Genomic DNA, 15,691 nt, shown 5'->3' with positions numbered 1-15,691 from the left:
TTTTCACAACCGTCTTATAAATCGTTCAGAAATGCCACAGAATGGCAAGTGTTGACGTAATCCGCCGCAAGCGTCATAATAATAGGAAACTTTCAGTATAAGAGAAGTTGTCGGATTTTTTAAATTGAAAAGAACCGAACCCTGCCTGCGGATGCGCAAAATACGCGGGTTCATTTTATTATAGAAAGGAAACGGATACGACGAGTATGGGCATTGAGCGATTACTGGAAAGGGCCGGAGCCTATATAAAAGAAAAAGATCTTCCGCGCATACAGGAGGCGTATGCATTTGCAGACCAGGCCCATCACGGGCAGGTGCGCAAATCGGGGGAGCCGTATATCCTGCATCCGCTTGCGGTGGCTGATATTGTCGTAAGCATGCAGATGGACGTCATCTCCATAATCGCGGCTCTTTTGCATGATGTTGTGGAGGATACGACGGTGTCGCTCGAGCAGATCCGTGACAAGTTCGGCGATACCTGCGCCATGCTCGTGGACGGTCTGACCAAGTTGGAACGCATTCGTTTCCGGTCAAAGGAAGAACAGCAGAACGAGAATTACCGCAAAATGTTCATCGCCATGGCACAGGATATCCGCGTCATTGTTATCAAGCTGGCGGACCGTCTGCATAATATGCGGACGTTGAAGTATCAGTCAGAAGAAAGCCAGCGCCGCATTTCTTATGAAACGCTTGAAATTTTTTGTCCCATTGCGGACCGGCTCGGTATTTCGGCCATTAAATGGGAAATGGAGGATATCGCACTCCGTTATCTGAATCCCCAGCAGTATTACCGGATTGCCAATCTGATGCACAAAAAGCGCGCCGAGCGCGAGCAGTTTATCGACAGCGTCATCACCCGCATAGGTGTCAAGCTGGACGAAATGGGCATCGAAGGCGACCTCTCGGGACGGCCCAAGCATATTTACAGCGTCTATAACAAAATGACAACCAAGAACAAGCAGTTCAACGAAATATACGATCTGCTCGCGATACGCATTATCGTTGACAACATCAAGGATTGTTATGCCACCCTCGGCATTATCCATACGCTGTGGAAGCCGATGCCCGGACGTTTCAAGGATTACATCGCTATGCCGAAAGCGAATATGTATCAATCGCTGCATACGACGGTAGTTGGCCCCGGCGGCGAACCGACGGAAGTGCAGATCAGAACGTGGGAAATGCACCGAACAGCCGAATATGGGATAGCAGCTCACTGGGCATACAAGGAAGGAAGCGGCGGGGCCGCCAATCCTGAGAACCGGATGCCTTTTTTTCGCGAAATTTTGGAGCTGCAGCATGAAGCCAAGGATGCTTCGGAGTTTGTCGAATCGCTGAAAATGGACTTTTTCTCCGACCTTGTCTTCGTTTTTACACCCAAAGGGGAAGTAATCGAGCTGCCTGCGGGTTCCGTGCCGCTGGATTTTGCCTTCCGGATTCATACGGAGGTGGGCAACCGCACAATCGGGGCCAAGGTGAACGGGCGGATCGTACCTCTCGACCACAAGCTGAAGACCGGCGATATCGTGGAAATCCTGACCTCGAAGCACTCTTACGGGCCGAGCAGGGATTGGCTGAAGATCGCCCAGTCTTCGCATGCGCGAAGCAAGATCAAGCAGTGGTTTAAGAAAGAGAAGCGCGAGGAAAATGTCGAAAAAGGACGCGAAGCGATCGAGCGCGAGCTGAAGCGGCTCGGAACCGAGCCTTCGGACTGGATGTCGGACGACAAGCTGCTGGAAGCGGCGAAAAAGTTCGCTTTCAACGATATAGAGGATATGCTCTCCGCTGTGGGCTTCGGCGGCATAACGGCGGCGCAAATCGCTACCCGCTTAACGGAGAAGCTGCGCAAGGAGCAGGAGGAAGCGGCGGCGGCCCATTTGGAACTGACGACCGAGAAGAAGGAAATCAAGGTCGCCGAGAAGCGCAACCAGCCGACGAACGGCGTGCGCGTCAAAGGGATCGACAACCTGCTGGTCCGCTTTGCCAGATGCTGTAATCCTGTGCCGGGCGACGACATCGTCGGCTATGTAACGCGCGGCCGCGGCGTTTCCGTACACCGTTCGGATTGCCCGAACATCAAGGCGGAGGAGAGCGAGGAAGCGGCGCGCGTCATCGAGGTCGAATGGGAAGGCAGCATGGAGGCGAATTACAGCGTTGATATCGAGATTACCGGCCATGACCGCAACGGCCTGCTTAATGAAGTGCTGCAGGCGGTATCCGAGAGCAAGACGAATATTTCGGCGGTCACCGGCCGTTCCGACAAGAACAAGATGGCTCTGATTCATATGACCATCCTGATCCGCAATACGGATCACTTGTATTCGGTCGTGGAAAAGGTGAAACGGGTAAAGGACGTCTACACGGTTCACCGGATTATGCAGTGAGTCAGGAGTTGTGGGATTCATGAAAGTGGTTGTACAGCGCTGCAAGGAAGCGCGGGTCGAAGTTGATGGAAAGATCGTCGGGGAGATCGGCGAAGGCCTGATGCTTCTCGTCGGCGTCACCCATGAAGATACGGAGCAGGACGCCAAGTATTTGGCGGGCAAGATCGCCGGTCTGCGCATTTTTGAGGATGAGGCTGGAAAAATGAATCACAGCGTCAGTGATACGGGCGGATCGATTCTGTCCGTATCGCAGTTTACGTTATATGGCGACTGCCGCAAAGGGCGGCGCCCGAACTTTATGGCGGCGGCTGCGCCGGCTGAAGCGGAGCGGCTCTATGACTATTTTAACCGTGAATTGGCGGCAACCGGACTAAAAGTCGAAACAGGCGTCTTCGGGGCGATGATGGATGTGTCCTTGATCAATTGGGGACCGGTTACGCTGATTCTGGACAGCAGGGGATAGAAGCAGTTAAGGTTTAGCGGGTCGCCGGAGGCGGTATGATATTAAACGGATGGCTGAGAACTTAAAATAAGTTCTCGGACCATCCGTTTTCTTGTTGATAGGGTTGGGGCAATTTTCTGGATAGGCTGCTGGAGGCCGGGGCAAACTTCAAGTGAAGAACGACAAGCAAAAGGCCAAGGAGTGCTAAGAATGAGACAGCCGCCGAAAGCTTGGGCCTGGAGAACTCTGGCGGCTCTTCCGGTCGGAAGCCCCATGGAAGCCGCCGCAAGCGTGAAGGAGTACGAATGGCTCAGCAAGCATGTATTGAAAGGCAGAAGCCGCAATTTGCTGCCGCGCTCGTGACTGAAGGGCCGGAACAGGCGGCTTTTTTGAAGATTAAAGAATGTATAAGTTTTCAGCTAAGCTGAACCATTCTTTTATCGCAAGAAAAGCTACCGCTAATGAAGGATTCGACGACATCTCGAAAGGGCACCAATCGGTGCTTTTCTTATGTGCCGGGTTAGAAAGACGCCGATTTCGGGTAATAAGACTACGAGACCAAGAACAACAGAAGGGAGAATATTTTACAATGAGTAAAGTTGCTTTTCTGCTTGCCGCTCAATTTGAAGATTCCGAAATGAAGGTTCCTTACGATGCGGTTAAAGGAGCCGGACATGAGGCTGATATTATTGGACTGAAAAAGGGCGAGATGCTCAAAGGCAAAAAGGGCGAAGCCTCCTATACGGCCGATAAGGCCATTTCCGAAGTGAAAGCCAGCGATTACGATGCCGTTGTTATTCCTGGGGGCTCCTCGCCGGAGGGACTGCGGCTGGATGCCAATATTCTCAAATTCGTGAAGGAAGCGGATAGCGCCGGCAAGCCGATCGCGTCGATCTGCCACGGACCGCAAATCCTGATCAGCGCGGGACTGCTGAAAGGCCGCACCATTACGTCCTATCCGCCGCTGAAAGACGATATGGTCAATGCGGGCGCGAAGTTCAAGGACGATGAAGTCGTCGTGGACGGCAATTATATCACGTCGCGCACACCGAAAGACGAGCCAGCCTTTGTGCGTGAATTGTTGCAGGCGCTCCAAGTCAAGGTGACCCAATAAGCGCATCACCCTAAGTTAAAATTATGGGAGGCGATAAGAATGACCAGACGGATTCAGGCTTACTTCAGAACGGAAGACGAAGCGGAAGGCGCCAAGACGGCGCTGCTTTCGTTTGATGCAGAAGGGCTGAATGCAGGGGCGTTAACCGATCCTTTGGGGGAAGACAGGCGGTTGCTGCTTCCTCTGATGCCGCCGAATAATTTGGCGGGAAGCGGCTCTACCTTTGCTGCCTTCGGTGCTGCCCCAGCGGCCGTGCCGGTGGTTACGGCGGACAATAACGCCGACAGAGCGCCGCTGAGTGGCGATGATTCCCTTGGCACGGATGATCTTCGTGCGGACCGGATGTACTCAGGCGGAGATTTGGATCATTTGCATTATGTCATGGAAATCAAAGCGAGCGATGAGGATTTCAACGCGGTGGTGCATACCCTGCGGAGCAAGAATGCCTATGTCGAAATTTTTGATTAAAAGCTTAGGCATCATGCCGGCATAATTGTTTTGCTTACAAAAGCCCCTGCGCCTTTACAGCGCGGGAGGCTTTTGTAATCCAAGAAAAATAAAACGCTTTCTTTTCTGTAATATAAGAGTAATATTACTATCATGATCGCTTAATATATTGTGTTTATAATAAAGCCATGACCCCCTTTTTTATAATATATATCGTTGGACCTGCAGCAATTGGCTGCAGGTCATTTTTTTGTGGAGATGTTAGCTATAGAAACCAATCGGCTGGAGAGAGAAAACATCCCTTGACTTTAGTGCAGTGGTTCAGTAGAATCTAACAATATACGGTTTAATATCTTGTTTTGATGACGGGACCCAGTAATTCGACACCCACAACCCCAGAGAGGAATCCCATCGTTGAATTTTACCAAGCCTTCGGAAGAGGTCAACGTAAATATTCAACTTGGCTGCAAGGATTCTGTTGATGAGCGAATGAATGACCTCCCCGAGAACGCACGGCGAACAGCGGCGGATGTCCGCGTCAGTAGCCGTTTGCGCGTAGGCGGGCGTTAACCGCTTGGAGCGGACAGAAACTTCGAGTTTCCGGCCGGAATGTGGGTGGTACCACGGGTGAAGATCGTTAGCGATAATCCCTCGTCCCTGTTGATCAAACAGGGCGGGGGATTTTTTATGGAATTTTCAAAGTGGTCAAGGGTACTTTCAGGAGGGATCAGCTGTGGCTAAAGAAAGATTCGAGAAGCCGACCGGCACGCAGGATGTGCTGCCAGGTGCGGTGGAAAGATGGCAGTTCGTTGAAGAGAAAGCCAGAGATTTGTGCCGGCGCTTCAACTATCGTGAAATCCGGACCCCGATGTTCGAGCATACGGAGCTGTTCGAAAGAGGCGTCGGCGAGACGACCGATATCGTGGAAGGCGAGATGTACACCTTCAAAGACAAGGGAGACCGGGATCTGGCGCTGCGTCCGGAAGGGACGGCCGGAGTCGTCCGCGCTTACGTACAGAACAAGCTGTATGGAGAACCGGATGTCAGCAAGCTCTATTACATCGGTCCGATGTTCCGCTATGAGCGTCCGCAGGCTGGAAGATACCGCCAGTTTCACCAGTTCGGCGTGGAAGCGTTCGGCGCGGTCGATCCGGCGATCGATGCAGAGGTCGTTTCGCTCGGCTACCAGTTCTGCAAGGACCTTGGCCTCAGCGGCGTGCGGGTCGAGATTAATTCGGTCGGCAACATTCCAAGCCGGGCCGCATACCGGGAGAAGCTGCTCGGCTTCCTGCGTCCGATGAAGGACAGCCTGTGCAGCGACTGCCAGCGGCGCATGGAGCGCAACCCGCTGCGCGTGCTGGACTGCAAGATCGATCAGGCGAAATTCGTCGATGCCCCGTCCATCTTGGACAGCCTGGATGAAGAGTGTACGGTCCACTTCGCCAAGGTGCGGGCGCATCTGGATGCGATGGGCGTCGATTATTCCGTCAACACGCGGCTCGTTCGGGGGCTCGATTATTATACACACACGGCATTCGAGTACAAGGCGGCCGGCATCGGCTCTATCGACACGGTCGGCGGAGGCGGGCGCTATAACGGCCTGGTTGCCGAAATCGGCGGACCGGACCAGCCTGGCGTCGGCCTCGGCATTGGACTAGAGCGCATTCAGCTTATTCTGGAGAACCAGAAGGTGGAGCTGGACGCGCCCAAGCCGCTGGATGTGTATCTCATAGCGCTCGGCGAAGAGGCGGAAGCCGAAATCACCAAGCAGCTGTTCATTCTGCGCAGCCAAGGCTTCTCGGCGGAACGGGATTACCTGGGACGCAAAATGAAGGCCCAGATGAAATCCGCCGACCGCATGTCGGCGCGTTATACCGCTATTCTTGGCGAGGAAGAGCTGCAGCGCGGGGAAATCGCCCTCAAGAGCATGGCGACTGGCGAGCAGCGCACTGTTAAACTGGAAGATCTGGGAGAAGTGCTGGCGGAGCAGGCTTGATCCAAGAGTCTGTCAGAACGGCGATGAAAGTTAGATTTTAATTACAAAGGGGTATGATATATCATGCAAAGAAGCCATAACTGCGGACAGTTGACGACGGAACATATTGGACAGACCGTAACATTAAGCGGATGGGTACAGACCCGCCGCGACCTTGGGGGCGTTCTGTTCATCGATCTTCGCGACCGCAGCGGAATCGTACAGACCGTCTTCAACCCGGATTATTCCGGCGAAGCGCTGGAAATTGCCGACAAGACGCGAAGCGAGTATGTTATTGCGGTTACCGGCCAGGTAGTCAAGCGCGACCCGGAAACCGTGAACCCTAATCTTCCTACCGGCGAGATCGAAGTGCGCGTTACCGAAATCGAGGTGCTGAATGCAGCCAAGACGCCTCCGTTCTTCATTGAAGACGGCGTCGAAGTGGACGAGTCGCTTCGCCTTAAATACCGTTATTTAGACCTGCGCCGTCCGGAAATGCAGAAGACGCTGCTGCTCCGGTCGAAAGCGGCCAAGATTTTCCGCGATTTCCTTGATGGAGAAGGCTTCATCGACGTGGAAACGCCGATTCTGACCAAGAGCTCGCCGGAAGGTGCGCGCGACTATCTCGTGCCAAGCCGTGTGCATGAAGGCGAATTTTTCGCTCTGCCGCAGTCGCCGCAGATTTACAAGCAGCTCTTGATGGTCGGCGGTGTGGAACGCTATTACCAAATCGCCCGCTGTTTCCGCGACGAGGACCTGCGCGCCGACCGGCAGCCGGAATTTACCCAGGTGGACATCGAGACCTCGTTCCTGTCCCAGGACGACCTGCTTGCCATGATGGAGCGCCTGATGCAGCGCCTGTTCAAAGAGACGATCGGCGTAGATCTCGCCCTGCCGTTCCAGCGCCTGACTCATGCCGAGGCCATGGGGAAATACGGCTCGGACAAGCCGGACCTGCGGTTTGGTCTTGAACTGATCGAAATGAACGATATCGTCGCAAGCAGCGGCGTGAAAGTATTTGCCTCCGTAATCGAAAAAGGCGGGGAAGTGAAGTGCCTGAACGCCAAAGGCTGCGGCACCTGGACGCGTAAGGAGATCGACGATCTCGGACCTTATGCGGCACGCTACGGAGCGAAAGGCCTTGCCTGGATTCAAGTGAAGGAAGGCGAATTCCGCGGTCCGATCGTGAAGTTCTTCACTGAGGAAGAGATTGCAGCAGTTAAAGAACGCACAGGAGCTGAGGAAGGCGACCTGCTGCTCTTCTCCGCAGACAACAAGAAGGTCGTCGCCGACGTCCTCGGCGCCCTCCGTCTCAAAATCGGCCGCCAGCTCGGGCTGATCGACGACAGTGTGTACAAGTTCGCTTGGGTAACCGACTTCCCGCTGCTCGGCTATGACGAGGAACAGAAGCGATATATGGCGGAGCATCATCCGTTCACCCGTCCGCGCGAAGAAGATGTAGCCCTGTTCGACACCGATCCCGGCGCGATCCGCGCGCAGGCTTACGATATCGTGCTGAACGGCTACGAAGTCGGCGGCGGCTCGATGCGGATTTACAAGCGCGATGTACAGGAGAAAATGTTCGACGCGCTCTCGCTGTCCAAAGAAGAAGTGCAGGATAAATTCGGCTATCTTCTCGACGCATTCGAATACGGCACGCCTCCTCACGGCGGTATCGCCTTCGGCTTCGACCGGCTCGTTATGCTGCTGACAGGCCGCAATAATCTGCGCGAAACGATCGCCTTCCCGAAAACGGCCAGCGCGACCGATCTGCTGATGGACGCTCCGTCACCGGTAAAAGACGCGCAGCTGGACGAACTGCACATCAGAGTCGCTATCAAGGAAAAAGCCAAGAAATAGGAGGCTGACATCATGCTGCATCAGTTCTCGCGTACCGAATTGGCTATCGGACCTGAGGGTCTGGAAATTATGAAAAACAGCACGGTAGCCGTGCTCGGCATCGGCGGCGTCGGCTCCATTGCAGTGGAGGCTTTGGCCCGCACGGGAGTCGGCCGCATTATCCTGATCGACAAGGATTCGGTCGATATTACCAACATCAACCGCCAGATTCATGCGCTGACGACAACGGTCGGCCAGAAGAAGGCGGACCTGATGGTGGAACGGGTCAAGCTGATCAACCCGGAGTGCGAAGCGATCGCGCTGAATATGTTCTATACCGAAGAAACGTATGAAGAGCTGTTCAAATACAAGCTCGACTACGTCCTCGACGCATCGGATACGATTCATTACAAAATCCATCTGATCAAGGAATGCCTCGCCCGCAAAATCCCGATGATTTCGAGCATGGGCGCGGCGAATAAGATGGATCCGACGAAATTCCAGGTCGCTGACATCTCCAAGACGACGATGGACCCGATCGCCCGTGTCATTCGTCAGAGATTGCGCAAGGAAGGCATCAAAAAAGGCGTTAAGGTCGTGTTCTCGACCGAGGAGCCGATGAAGCCCCGGCAGGATGTGACGGACAAAATCGTGCCGGAGAACGCGCCCGAGATCCGGAAGGCGAAGCAGCCTCCGGCGAGCAACGCGTTCGTGCCGCCGGTGGCGGGACTCATTATGGTCAGCGTCGCCGTGCGCGAGCTGCTTGAAATCGGCGGGGTCAAGCTTTAAAAACGATTATAATCAGAATGAGGCAAGAGCGAGCGCCGAAAGCGGGCGGCTCGCTCTTTTGCTGACCATAAGGATTTTGCGTTATTTTTGGCATACTTAGTAATACCGGAGGTAAACTTGCATGAACAACAACTTTTGGCGCCGCAGCCTCGGGATTGAACCGGAGCATAATCTGAAGCGGGAATGGGCAGCCGGCATCGTCTCCTATTTCGCGTCGGTCTATATCGTCATGGTCAATGCCGCCATTCTGCACGATGCGGGCATGCCGCTTCGGGCAGGGATGGTGGCCACGCTGCTGACGGCCGTCGCCGGCTGCCTGCTGATGGCCTTCGGCGGAAAGACGCCGGTTATCGTAGTGCCCGGCATGGGCATCAACGCTTTTTATACGTATACGCTGGTTCATTCCATGAAGCTGGACTGGAGAGAGGCGCTGGCGGTTGTCGTCGTCACGGGTCTCCTGTTCGCCCTGGTGGCGTTCACTTCGCTCTACCGGATACTCAGCGATGCGATTCCGTCCAATCTTCAGCATGCGATTACCGTCGGAATCGGGCTGTTCCTGACCTTTATCGGCCTGCAAAAAAGCGAGATCGTGATCGCCCACCGGACGACCTTTGTCGCCATTGGACATTTCAGCGATCCCGCAGTCATTACATCCTGCGCCACTCTTTTGCTGGCGATTGTATTCTTCCTGCGCGGCACGCGGGGCGGGCTCCTGATCAGCATGCTGGCCGGGAGCGGCCTTGCTTACCTTCTCGGCGCAGGGCACGGGCCGGACAAGATAGAGACGGGGCCTCTCTTCGCCGGCTACGGGAACGTGTTCCTCAGCATGGATTGGACCGGTGTGCTCAGCCTCGTGTTCTGGATCGCCGTCTTTCTGCTGCTGCTCATCGTCGTATTTGAGAACATCGGCCTGGTCTCCGCGCAGACCTTGATGGCCGGACATCCCGAACGCTTCAAGAGCAGCCTGCGGGCGCTCTCGGTCGCGAACATCGCCGCCGGGCTGCTGGGCAGCAGTCCGGTCGTGGCCGCCGCCGAATCGTCCGCCGGAATCGCTGCCGGTGGACGTTCCGGCCTGACCTCGCTTATCGCCGGGCTGCTGTTCGGCGCCACGTTCTTGTTCATTCCGGCGCTGGCCTATATACCGGACAGCGCCATCGCGCCGATTCTGATCATTATCGGCGGCCTGATGGTGCAGAGCGTGCGCCTGATGAACTTTAACGATCCCAGCGAAGGCTTTCCCGCCTTTTTGATCATGGTTATGATTCCGTTCACCTACAGCATTGTCGACGGCATGGCCTTCGGATTCATCGCCTATCCCGTCGCAAAGCTTGCGCTCGGCAGAAGCAGCGAGGTTCCTCCTGCTTTGTATGGCATTGCCGGTCTGTTTACAGCGAATTTTATTCTTCATGCCTTCCTTTGAAATGCAGGTTTCACATTCCGGGATATGGTAATTACTCCTTACCTGTGCTATGATGAATATCCTTTTTGTGCGAGCATGGCGACAGGGAGCGAAGCTCCTTTGGACCGGTTTTGCCTTAACATGGACGGGGGAAGGCTTTCCCCCATATTACTTTTAGGAGGTAACTGAAATTGGAGGACAACTTTCAAAGTGCCTATCAAGAGGAGCAGGAAAGGCTGACCACAGCGCTTGCGGAAATCGACCGGCAGCTGACATCGCTGAAGAACACACCGGTGTACACGGGCAACGATTACACGGAACAGATTCTGGAGGCATCGAGGGAGCAGCGACGCGGCAGTCTGGCCAAGCTCCGGCAGGAGCCTTACTTCGGACGGCTGGACTTCGAGGAGAACGGCGGCGGGGAACGCAAGGCGCTCTATATCGGCAAAATCGGCGTGGACCGCGAACAGGTTAGCGACCGTCCGCTCGTCATCGATTGGCGCGCGCCGGTGGCGAGCCTGTTCTATTCGTTTACCGGGGGCATGGAGCCGGCTTCTTACGAATCACCGGAGGGTATTGTCGAAGGGCTTGTGTATCTCAAGCGCAACGTGGTGATCCGCAAGCGGATTTTGGAACGGGTTGCGGACACCTTCGACCGCGAGAGCGATGGTCCGGCGGTGTCGGATGAATTTCTGGTCTACCGCCTGGGAGAGAACAAGGATAACCGGCTGAGAGATATCGTATCGACTATCCAGGAAGAGCAGGACCGCATTATCCGGGCGGTAAAAAACACGGCGCTCATCATCCAGGGCGTTGCCGGCAGCGGAAAAACGACGGTGGCGCTGCACAGGCTCGCTTTTTTACTGTATCAGTACAAGGAGCAGGTGGCGGCTGAGCGGATGATTATTTTTGCCCCGAACCGGATGTTTCTGGACTATATTTCCGATGTATTGCCCGAGCTTGGCGTCGGCAACATTCAGCAGAGCACCTTTGCCGACTGGGCGGCGGATATGCTGGGGTTGGAGCTGCCGCAAAATGACGCCATGGAGACGCTGAACCGCTGGTTCGAGGCGCCAGGCGGGATGCCGGAAATCACGGAACAGACACCCGGACGTTTCAAGGGGTCGACGGTGCTGATGGGGATCATCGAAGATGCGGTGCGGCGGCTGGAATCAAGTTCTGTTCCAGAAGGAGATTTCTCTCCGTGGGAGGGGGCGGTCCTGCCCCGCAGAACGATTCTCAGGTGGCATAATGAAGAATACGCCCCTTATCCGCCTGCCAAACGAAAGGAAAGGGTAACGGCCCGGATTCACCGCTGGATCGAAATGGAGCTGAAGAAGAGCCCTTCCGCCGCGGCGCTGAAAGAACGGAAGAAGAAAGGGGCGCAGCGCGAGAAGGCGTATAGCGCCAAATGGCCCAAATACGATCCGTTGACGATCTACAAGCAAATCTTCCGCGCTGTGAAGACGCCTGCGGATTGGCCGGCCGAAGACCCCGAGGCCATTCCTGTATCCGTGCTGAAGGAGACGCGCAGTCAGCTCAAGAAGGGAATGGTGCTGGAGGAGGATTTACCGCCGCTGCTCTATATTCATTACCTTCTAAACGGGGACGAAGGCGTGCAGAAATTCGACCATGTCGTCATCGACGAGGCCCAGGATTTCTCGCCGTTTCAGATAGCGGTGCTCGATCTGTATGTGCGCGGTCATTCCTTTACGATTCTCGGCGATTTATCGCAGGGAATACATGCCTACAAAGGGGTGCATGGCTGGAACGAAATGCAGTCCCTGTTCGCGCCGGAGCATACATCGTATCACGCGCTGACGCGAAGCTACCGGTCCACGATGGAAATTATTGATTTTGCCAACGGGATTCTGTCGGCGGGCGTTCGCAGCGACCTGCTTGCCGTCCCTGTATTCCGCAGCGGCAGCCCCGTTCGGCTGATTCAATACGGTGAGAGCCGGGAAAGCGATATCCGGTCGGCGCTTGCAGACCTGTCCGGAAGAGATTACCGCACCGTGGCGGTCCTGACCCGGACGTTGGCGGAAGCGGCGCATCTCTACGAAGTTTTGTCGGCGCATTTTGACGATATCCATCTGATCGACGGCGGAATCGCGGAATACCAGGGAGGGCTTTCGGTGCTTCCGCTCTATTTGTCCAAGGGACTGGAGTTCGATGCCGCCATTGTGGCCGACGCCGATCTGGACTCTTATGGCGAAACGGCATGGGACGCCAAGCTCCTCTATGTCGGCTGCACCCGGGCGCTGCATGAGCTTTGGCTGCTGCATAACGGCAGAATGCCGGACTATTTGCGCGAAGCGGCGAACGGCGGGGAGACGGCTGCGGGATGGTGGGTAGCCCCGTCGGCGGCGAAGACGGAATAGCTTGAAAGGATGAATATAAATACAGCCTGGAACGGGTTCCGGGCTGTATTTTTCGTGCCTGACTTAACAAGATGAGCCCTGAATGAGTGGGGCGTTGAGGTGGCGCGGCCGGTTCTATATAACTTCGAGGCTGTGCTCTATATCCTATGAAATGGTATGATAGAGCAATACAGCTTAACGCAAGGAGTGTAGATATGGATTTATTCTCTTTCGGGAATGAGACAGGCGACGGCCGGCTGCTGGCGGACCGCATGCGCCCGGAGACTCTTGATGAATATATAGGCCAGGAGCATATTGTGGGCAAAGGCAAGCTGCTGCGGAGGGCGATTGAGGCGGATCAGGTCTCGTCGATTCTGCTGTACGGGCCACCGGGCTGCGGCAAAACGACGCTCGCTCACATTATCTCGCACCACACCAAGGGAGAGTTCGTAAGGCTTAACGCGGTGGAAGCGACGGTTAAGGATGTAAGGGAAGTGATCGAACGGGCGCAGAACGCGAGAGCCCTGTACGGCACGAAGACGATCCTGTTCCTGGACGAGGTGCATCGCTTCAACAGCTCGCGCCAGGATGCGCTCCTCCCGGCGGTGGAGAAGGGAACGATCATTTTTATCGGGGCGACGACGGAGAACCCGTTCCATTATGTGAACGGCGCCCTCATGAGCCGGTCCACGCTGTTTCAACTGGAGCCACTAAACAAGGAGCATAGCCTGACCGCGATGCGGCGGGCGCTGGAGGACCCGGACAAAGGGCTCGGCTTTATGGATCTGAAGGTCGACGAGGCCGCGCTGGACCATATCGCGACGATGGCGAACGGAGACATCCGCCGGGCGCTGAACGCGCTGGAGCTGGCCGCGCTGACAACGCCGCCCGACAGCGGCGGAACCGTTAATGTGACGCTTGAGGTGGCGGAGGACTCCATCCGCAGGCCGACCGTCAAAGCGGACGAGTCGACGCAGTACGATGTGCTCTCCGCCTTTCACAAAAGCATCCGCGGCTCCAGCGACGCCGCCTTGTTCTGGTTCCTCTACGCCGTGGAGAAGCTCGGAATGGACCCGATTGTGTTCATTCGTCGTCTAATTGCGGCCGCGAGCGAGGATATCGGACTTGCGAACCCGCAGGCGATGGTGCAGGCGGTCAGCGCGCTGGAGGCATACCGCAACAACGGCTGGCCGGAAGCGAAGCTCAACATCGCCCAGGCGATTCTGTTCGCGGTCGAGAGCCCGAAATCCAACGCGGTGTATATGGCGATTTCCAGGGCGATGTCGGCGATCGATGAGTTGAAATCGGCCGAGGTTCCGCTGCATTTGCGGGATACGCATTACAAAGGCTCCGCCGCTTTGGGACATGGAGGTTATAAATATCCGCATGATTTCCCGGGCCATTATGTGAAGCAGGAGTATTTGCCCAAGGCGATTTCGCGCCGGGTCTTTTACCAGGCAACAGAGCAGGGCAGCGAAGTGAAGATCCGCCATAACCAGGCGCTGCGCCGGGAACAGTAAGGAAAGGTCTCAAGCCGGATTTTTCCGTGAAAAAGAGCCCTCGCCCGCGTGCCGCTTGGCACACTCTGGCAAAGGCTCTAATGCTTTAAAAACTCGTTGAAGCTCTTGCTCCCCGCTTAAGCCGTACGGTTATTGCGGCTGCGGCACAACCTTTTCGGCGTATTCGATCGTTCCGCCGCCGAGGCAGAGCTCGCCGTCATAAAATACGACGGCCTGTCCTGGCGTAATCGCCTTCTGCGGCGTATCAAAGGCGACATGCACAGTGCCGTCTTCGCGCTTCGTCAGCGTGACGCCTTGATCCGGCTGGCGATACCGGAACTTCGCCGTGCAGCGCAGCGCTTCGCCGCCGAGCCCGCGCCCGTCGATCCAGTTTACGCCGGAAGCGACAAGGCCCGTGGAATACAGGCTCGGGTGCTTGTCTCCTTGAACGACATACAGAATATTACGGCTGAGGTCTTTATCCGCGACAAACCACGGCTCGCCCGTGCCGGAGCCGCCAATGCCGAGGCCCTGGCGCTGGCCGAGCGTATAGTACATCAGCCCGTCGTGGCGGCCTTTGACCTCGCCGGTGGCGATGTCCACCATGTCGCCAGATTGGGCCGGCAGATACTGGCTCAGGAATTCGCGGAAATTACGTTCCCCGATGAAGCAGACGCCGGTGCTGTCCTTTTTCTTCGCCGTATACAGTCCTGCCTCTTCGGCGATCCGGCGGACCTCCGGTTTCGGCAGATGGCCGATGGGGAACATGGCTTTGGAGAGCTGCTGCTGGTTCAAGGCGTTCAGGAAATAGGTCTGATCCTTGTTGGCGTCAACGCCGCGGAGCAGCTTGAATTCTCCGCCTTCCTCCACGACGCGTGCGTAGTGGCCTGTCGCCACATAATCGGCGCCGAGCTGAAGCGCCCGGTTCAGAAATTCGCCGAACTTGATTTCCCGGTTGCACATGACGTCCGGGTTCGGCGTGCGCCCGGCCTTATATTCGTCGAGAAAATAAGTGAACACTTTATCAAAGTATTCTTTCTCGAAGTTTACGGTATAGTAAGGAATGTCGATCTGCTCGCATACGCGGCGAACATCTTCAGCATCGGTTTCAGCCGTGCAGACGCCGAACTCATCGGTGTCATCCCAGTTCTTCATAAAGATGCCGATGACGTCATAGCCCTGCTGCTTCAGCAGCAGCGCCGTAACGGAGGAGTCCACTCCCCCCGACATGCCGACAACGACGCGGGTATTTTCATTTGCTTTTGCCACCCTGGATCACCATCTTTTATATAGATTGATAAAGCTTAAAGCGGTCTTGCCCGAAACAGCGGCGGGGTTAGTGTTCCCAAACCATCTCATCCAATGTCATCACTGTCCACCCTGGAAGAACACATTTGTAAAAAAAATTACGTTTTGTGTTTCAAATCGGTCTGCGGATATGAT

12 protein-coding genes are annotated in these 15,691 nt (G+C 55.6%); 11 read left to right on the top strand and 1 reads right to left on the bottom strand.

The window, feature by feature from the left end; translation table 11 throughout:
• Positions 1 to 206: 206 nt before the first annotated feature.
• From EH198_RS12075 to EH198_RS12030, 11 genes are all read left to right on the top strand, one after another.
• Positions 207 to 2,384, top strand: a complete 2,178-nt coding sequence (locus EH198_RS12075) for a RelA/SpoT family protein (protein WP_124695791.1) — start codon at positions 207 to 209, stop codon at positions 2,382 to 2,384.
• 19 nt (positions 2,385 to 2,403) lie between these two features.
• Positions 2,404 to 2,847 (top strand): D-aminoacyl-tRNA deacylase, encoded by a 444-nt coding sequence (gene dtd, locus EH198_RS12070; RefSeq protein WP_124695790.1) that lies wholly within the window; start codon positions 2,404 to 2,406, stop codon positions 2,845 to 2,847.
• A gap of 189 nt (positions 2,848 to 3,036) precedes the next feature.
• Positions 3,037 to 3,189 (top strand): hypothetical protein, encoded by a 153-nt coding sequence (locus EH198_RS24630; protein ID WP_185702853.1) that lies wholly within the window; start codon positions 3,037 to 3,039, stop codon positions 3,187 to 3,189.
• Between the two features lie 226 nt (positions 3,190 to 3,415).
• A complete protein-coding gene (locus EH198_RS12065) occupies positions 3,416 to 3,940 on the top strand; it encodes a type 1 glutamine amidotransferase domain-containing protein (RefSeq protein ID WP_124695789.1) in 525 nt (174 codons plus the stop codon).
• A gap of 39 nt (positions 3,941 to 3,979) precedes the next feature.
• Entirely contained in the window at positions 3,980 to 4,408 is a 429-nt protein-coding gene (locus EH198_RS12060) for a hypothetical protein (RefSeq protein WP_124695788.1), read from the top strand.
• A 712-nt stretch (positions 4,409 to 5,120) separates the two neighbouring features.
• Entirely contained in the window at positions 5,121 to 6,383 is a 1,263-nt protein-coding gene (gene hisS / locus EH198_RS12055; protein ID WP_124695787.1) for a histidine--tRNA ligase, read from the top strand.
• Between the two features lie 63 nt (positions 6,384 to 6,446).
• Positions 6,447 to 8,222 carry an aspartate--tRNA ligase gene (gene aspS, locus EH198_RS12050; protein ID WP_124695786.1) on the top strand — a complete coding sequence of 592 codons (1,776 nt, stop codon included), beginning with the start codon at positions 6,447 to 6,449 and terminating at the stop codon, positions 8,220 to 8,222.
• A gap of 12 nt (positions 8,223 to 8,234) precedes the next feature.
• The gene (locus EH198_RS12045) at positions 8,235 to 8,990 is read left to right on the top strand and encodes a tRNA threonylcarbamoyladenosine dehydratase (protein WP_124695785.1); all 756 of its coding nucleotides are present in this window, start codon (positions 8,235 to 8,237) and stop codon (positions 8,988 to 8,990) included.
• 121 nt (positions 8,991 to 9,111) lie between these two features.
• Positions 9,112 to 10,410: an NCS2 family permease gene (locus tag EH198_RS12040; protein ID WP_124695784.1), complete on the top strand. Its 1,299-nt coding sequence runs from the start codon at positions 9,112 to 9,114 to the stop codon at positions 10,408 to 10,410.
• 170 nt (positions 10,411 to 10,580) lie between these two features.
• Positions 10,581 to 12,770, top strand: a complete 2,190-nt coding sequence (locus EH198_RS12035; protein ID WP_124695783.1) for a HelD family protein — start codon at positions 10,581 to 10,583, stop codon at positions 12,768 to 12,770.
• A 194-nt stretch (positions 12,771 to 12,964) separates the two neighbouring features.
• Positions 12,965 to 14,269 (top strand): replication-associated recombination protein A, encoded by a 1,305-nt coding sequence (locus EH198_RS12030; RefSeq protein WP_124695782.1) that lies wholly within the window; start codon positions 12,965 to 12,967, stop codon positions 14,267 to 14,269.
• A gap of 129 nt (positions 14,270 to 14,398) precedes the next feature.
• Here the strand turns inward: EH198_RS12030 and mnmA are convergent, their stop codons facing one another.
• Complete coding sequence (gene mnmA, locus EH198_RS12025; protein ID WP_124695781.1) at positions 14,399 to 15,517, bottom strand: tRNA 2-thiouridine(34) synthase MnmA; 1,119 nt, start codon at positions 15,515 to 15,517, stop codon at positions 14,399 to 14,401.
• Between the last annotated feature and the right edge of the window lie 174 nt (positions 15,518 to 15,691).

Origin of the sequence: Paenibacillus rhizophilus (assembly GCF_003854965.1) — a bacterium.
GTDB lineage: Bacteria > Bacillota > Bacilli > Paenibacillales > Paenibacillaceae > Paenibacillus_AQ > Paenibacillus_AQ rhizophilus.
This window is presented reverse-complemented; position numbering and strand designations above follow the sequence as displayed.

Excerpts from the sequence above, each read along its gene's own strand:
- EH198_RS12045 (WP_124695785.1), top strand. The coding sequence starts at position 8,235 with ATGCTGCATCAGTTCTCGCGTACCGAATTGGCTATCGGACCTGAGGGT.
- EH198_RS12040 (WP_124695784.1), top strand. The coding sequence starts at position 9,112 with ATGAACAACAACTTTTGGCGCCGCAGCCTCGGGATTGAACCGGAGCAT.
- dtd (WP_124695790.1), top strand. The coding sequence starts at position 2,404 with ATGAAAGTGGTTGTACAGCGCTGCAAGGAAGCGCGGGTCGAAGTTGAT.
- EH198_RS12030 (WP_124695782.1), top strand. The coding sequence starts at position 12,965 with ATGGATTTATTCTCTTTCGGGAATGAGACAGGCGACGGCCGGCTGCTG.
- EH198_RS12065 (WP_124695789.1), top strand. The coding sequence starts at position 3,416 with ATGAGTAAAGTTGCTTTTCTGCTTGCCGCTCAATTTGAAGATTCCGAA.
- aspS (WP_124695786.1), top strand. The coding sequence starts at position 6,447 with ATGCAAAGAAGCCATAACTGCGGACAGTTGACGACGGAACATATTGGA.
- EH198_RS12060 (WP_124695788.1), top strand. The coding sequence starts at position 3,980 with ATGACCAGACGGATTCAGGCTTACTTCAGAACGGAAGACGAAGCGGAA.
- EH198_RS24630 (WP_185702853.1), top strand. The coding sequence starts at position 3,037 with ATGAGACAGCCGCCGAAAGCTTGGGCCTGGAGAACTCTGGCGGCTCTT.
- EH198_RS12075 (WP_124695791.1), top strand. The coding sequence starts at position 207 with ATGGGCATTGAGCGATTACTGGAAAGGGCCGGAGCCTATATAAAAGAA.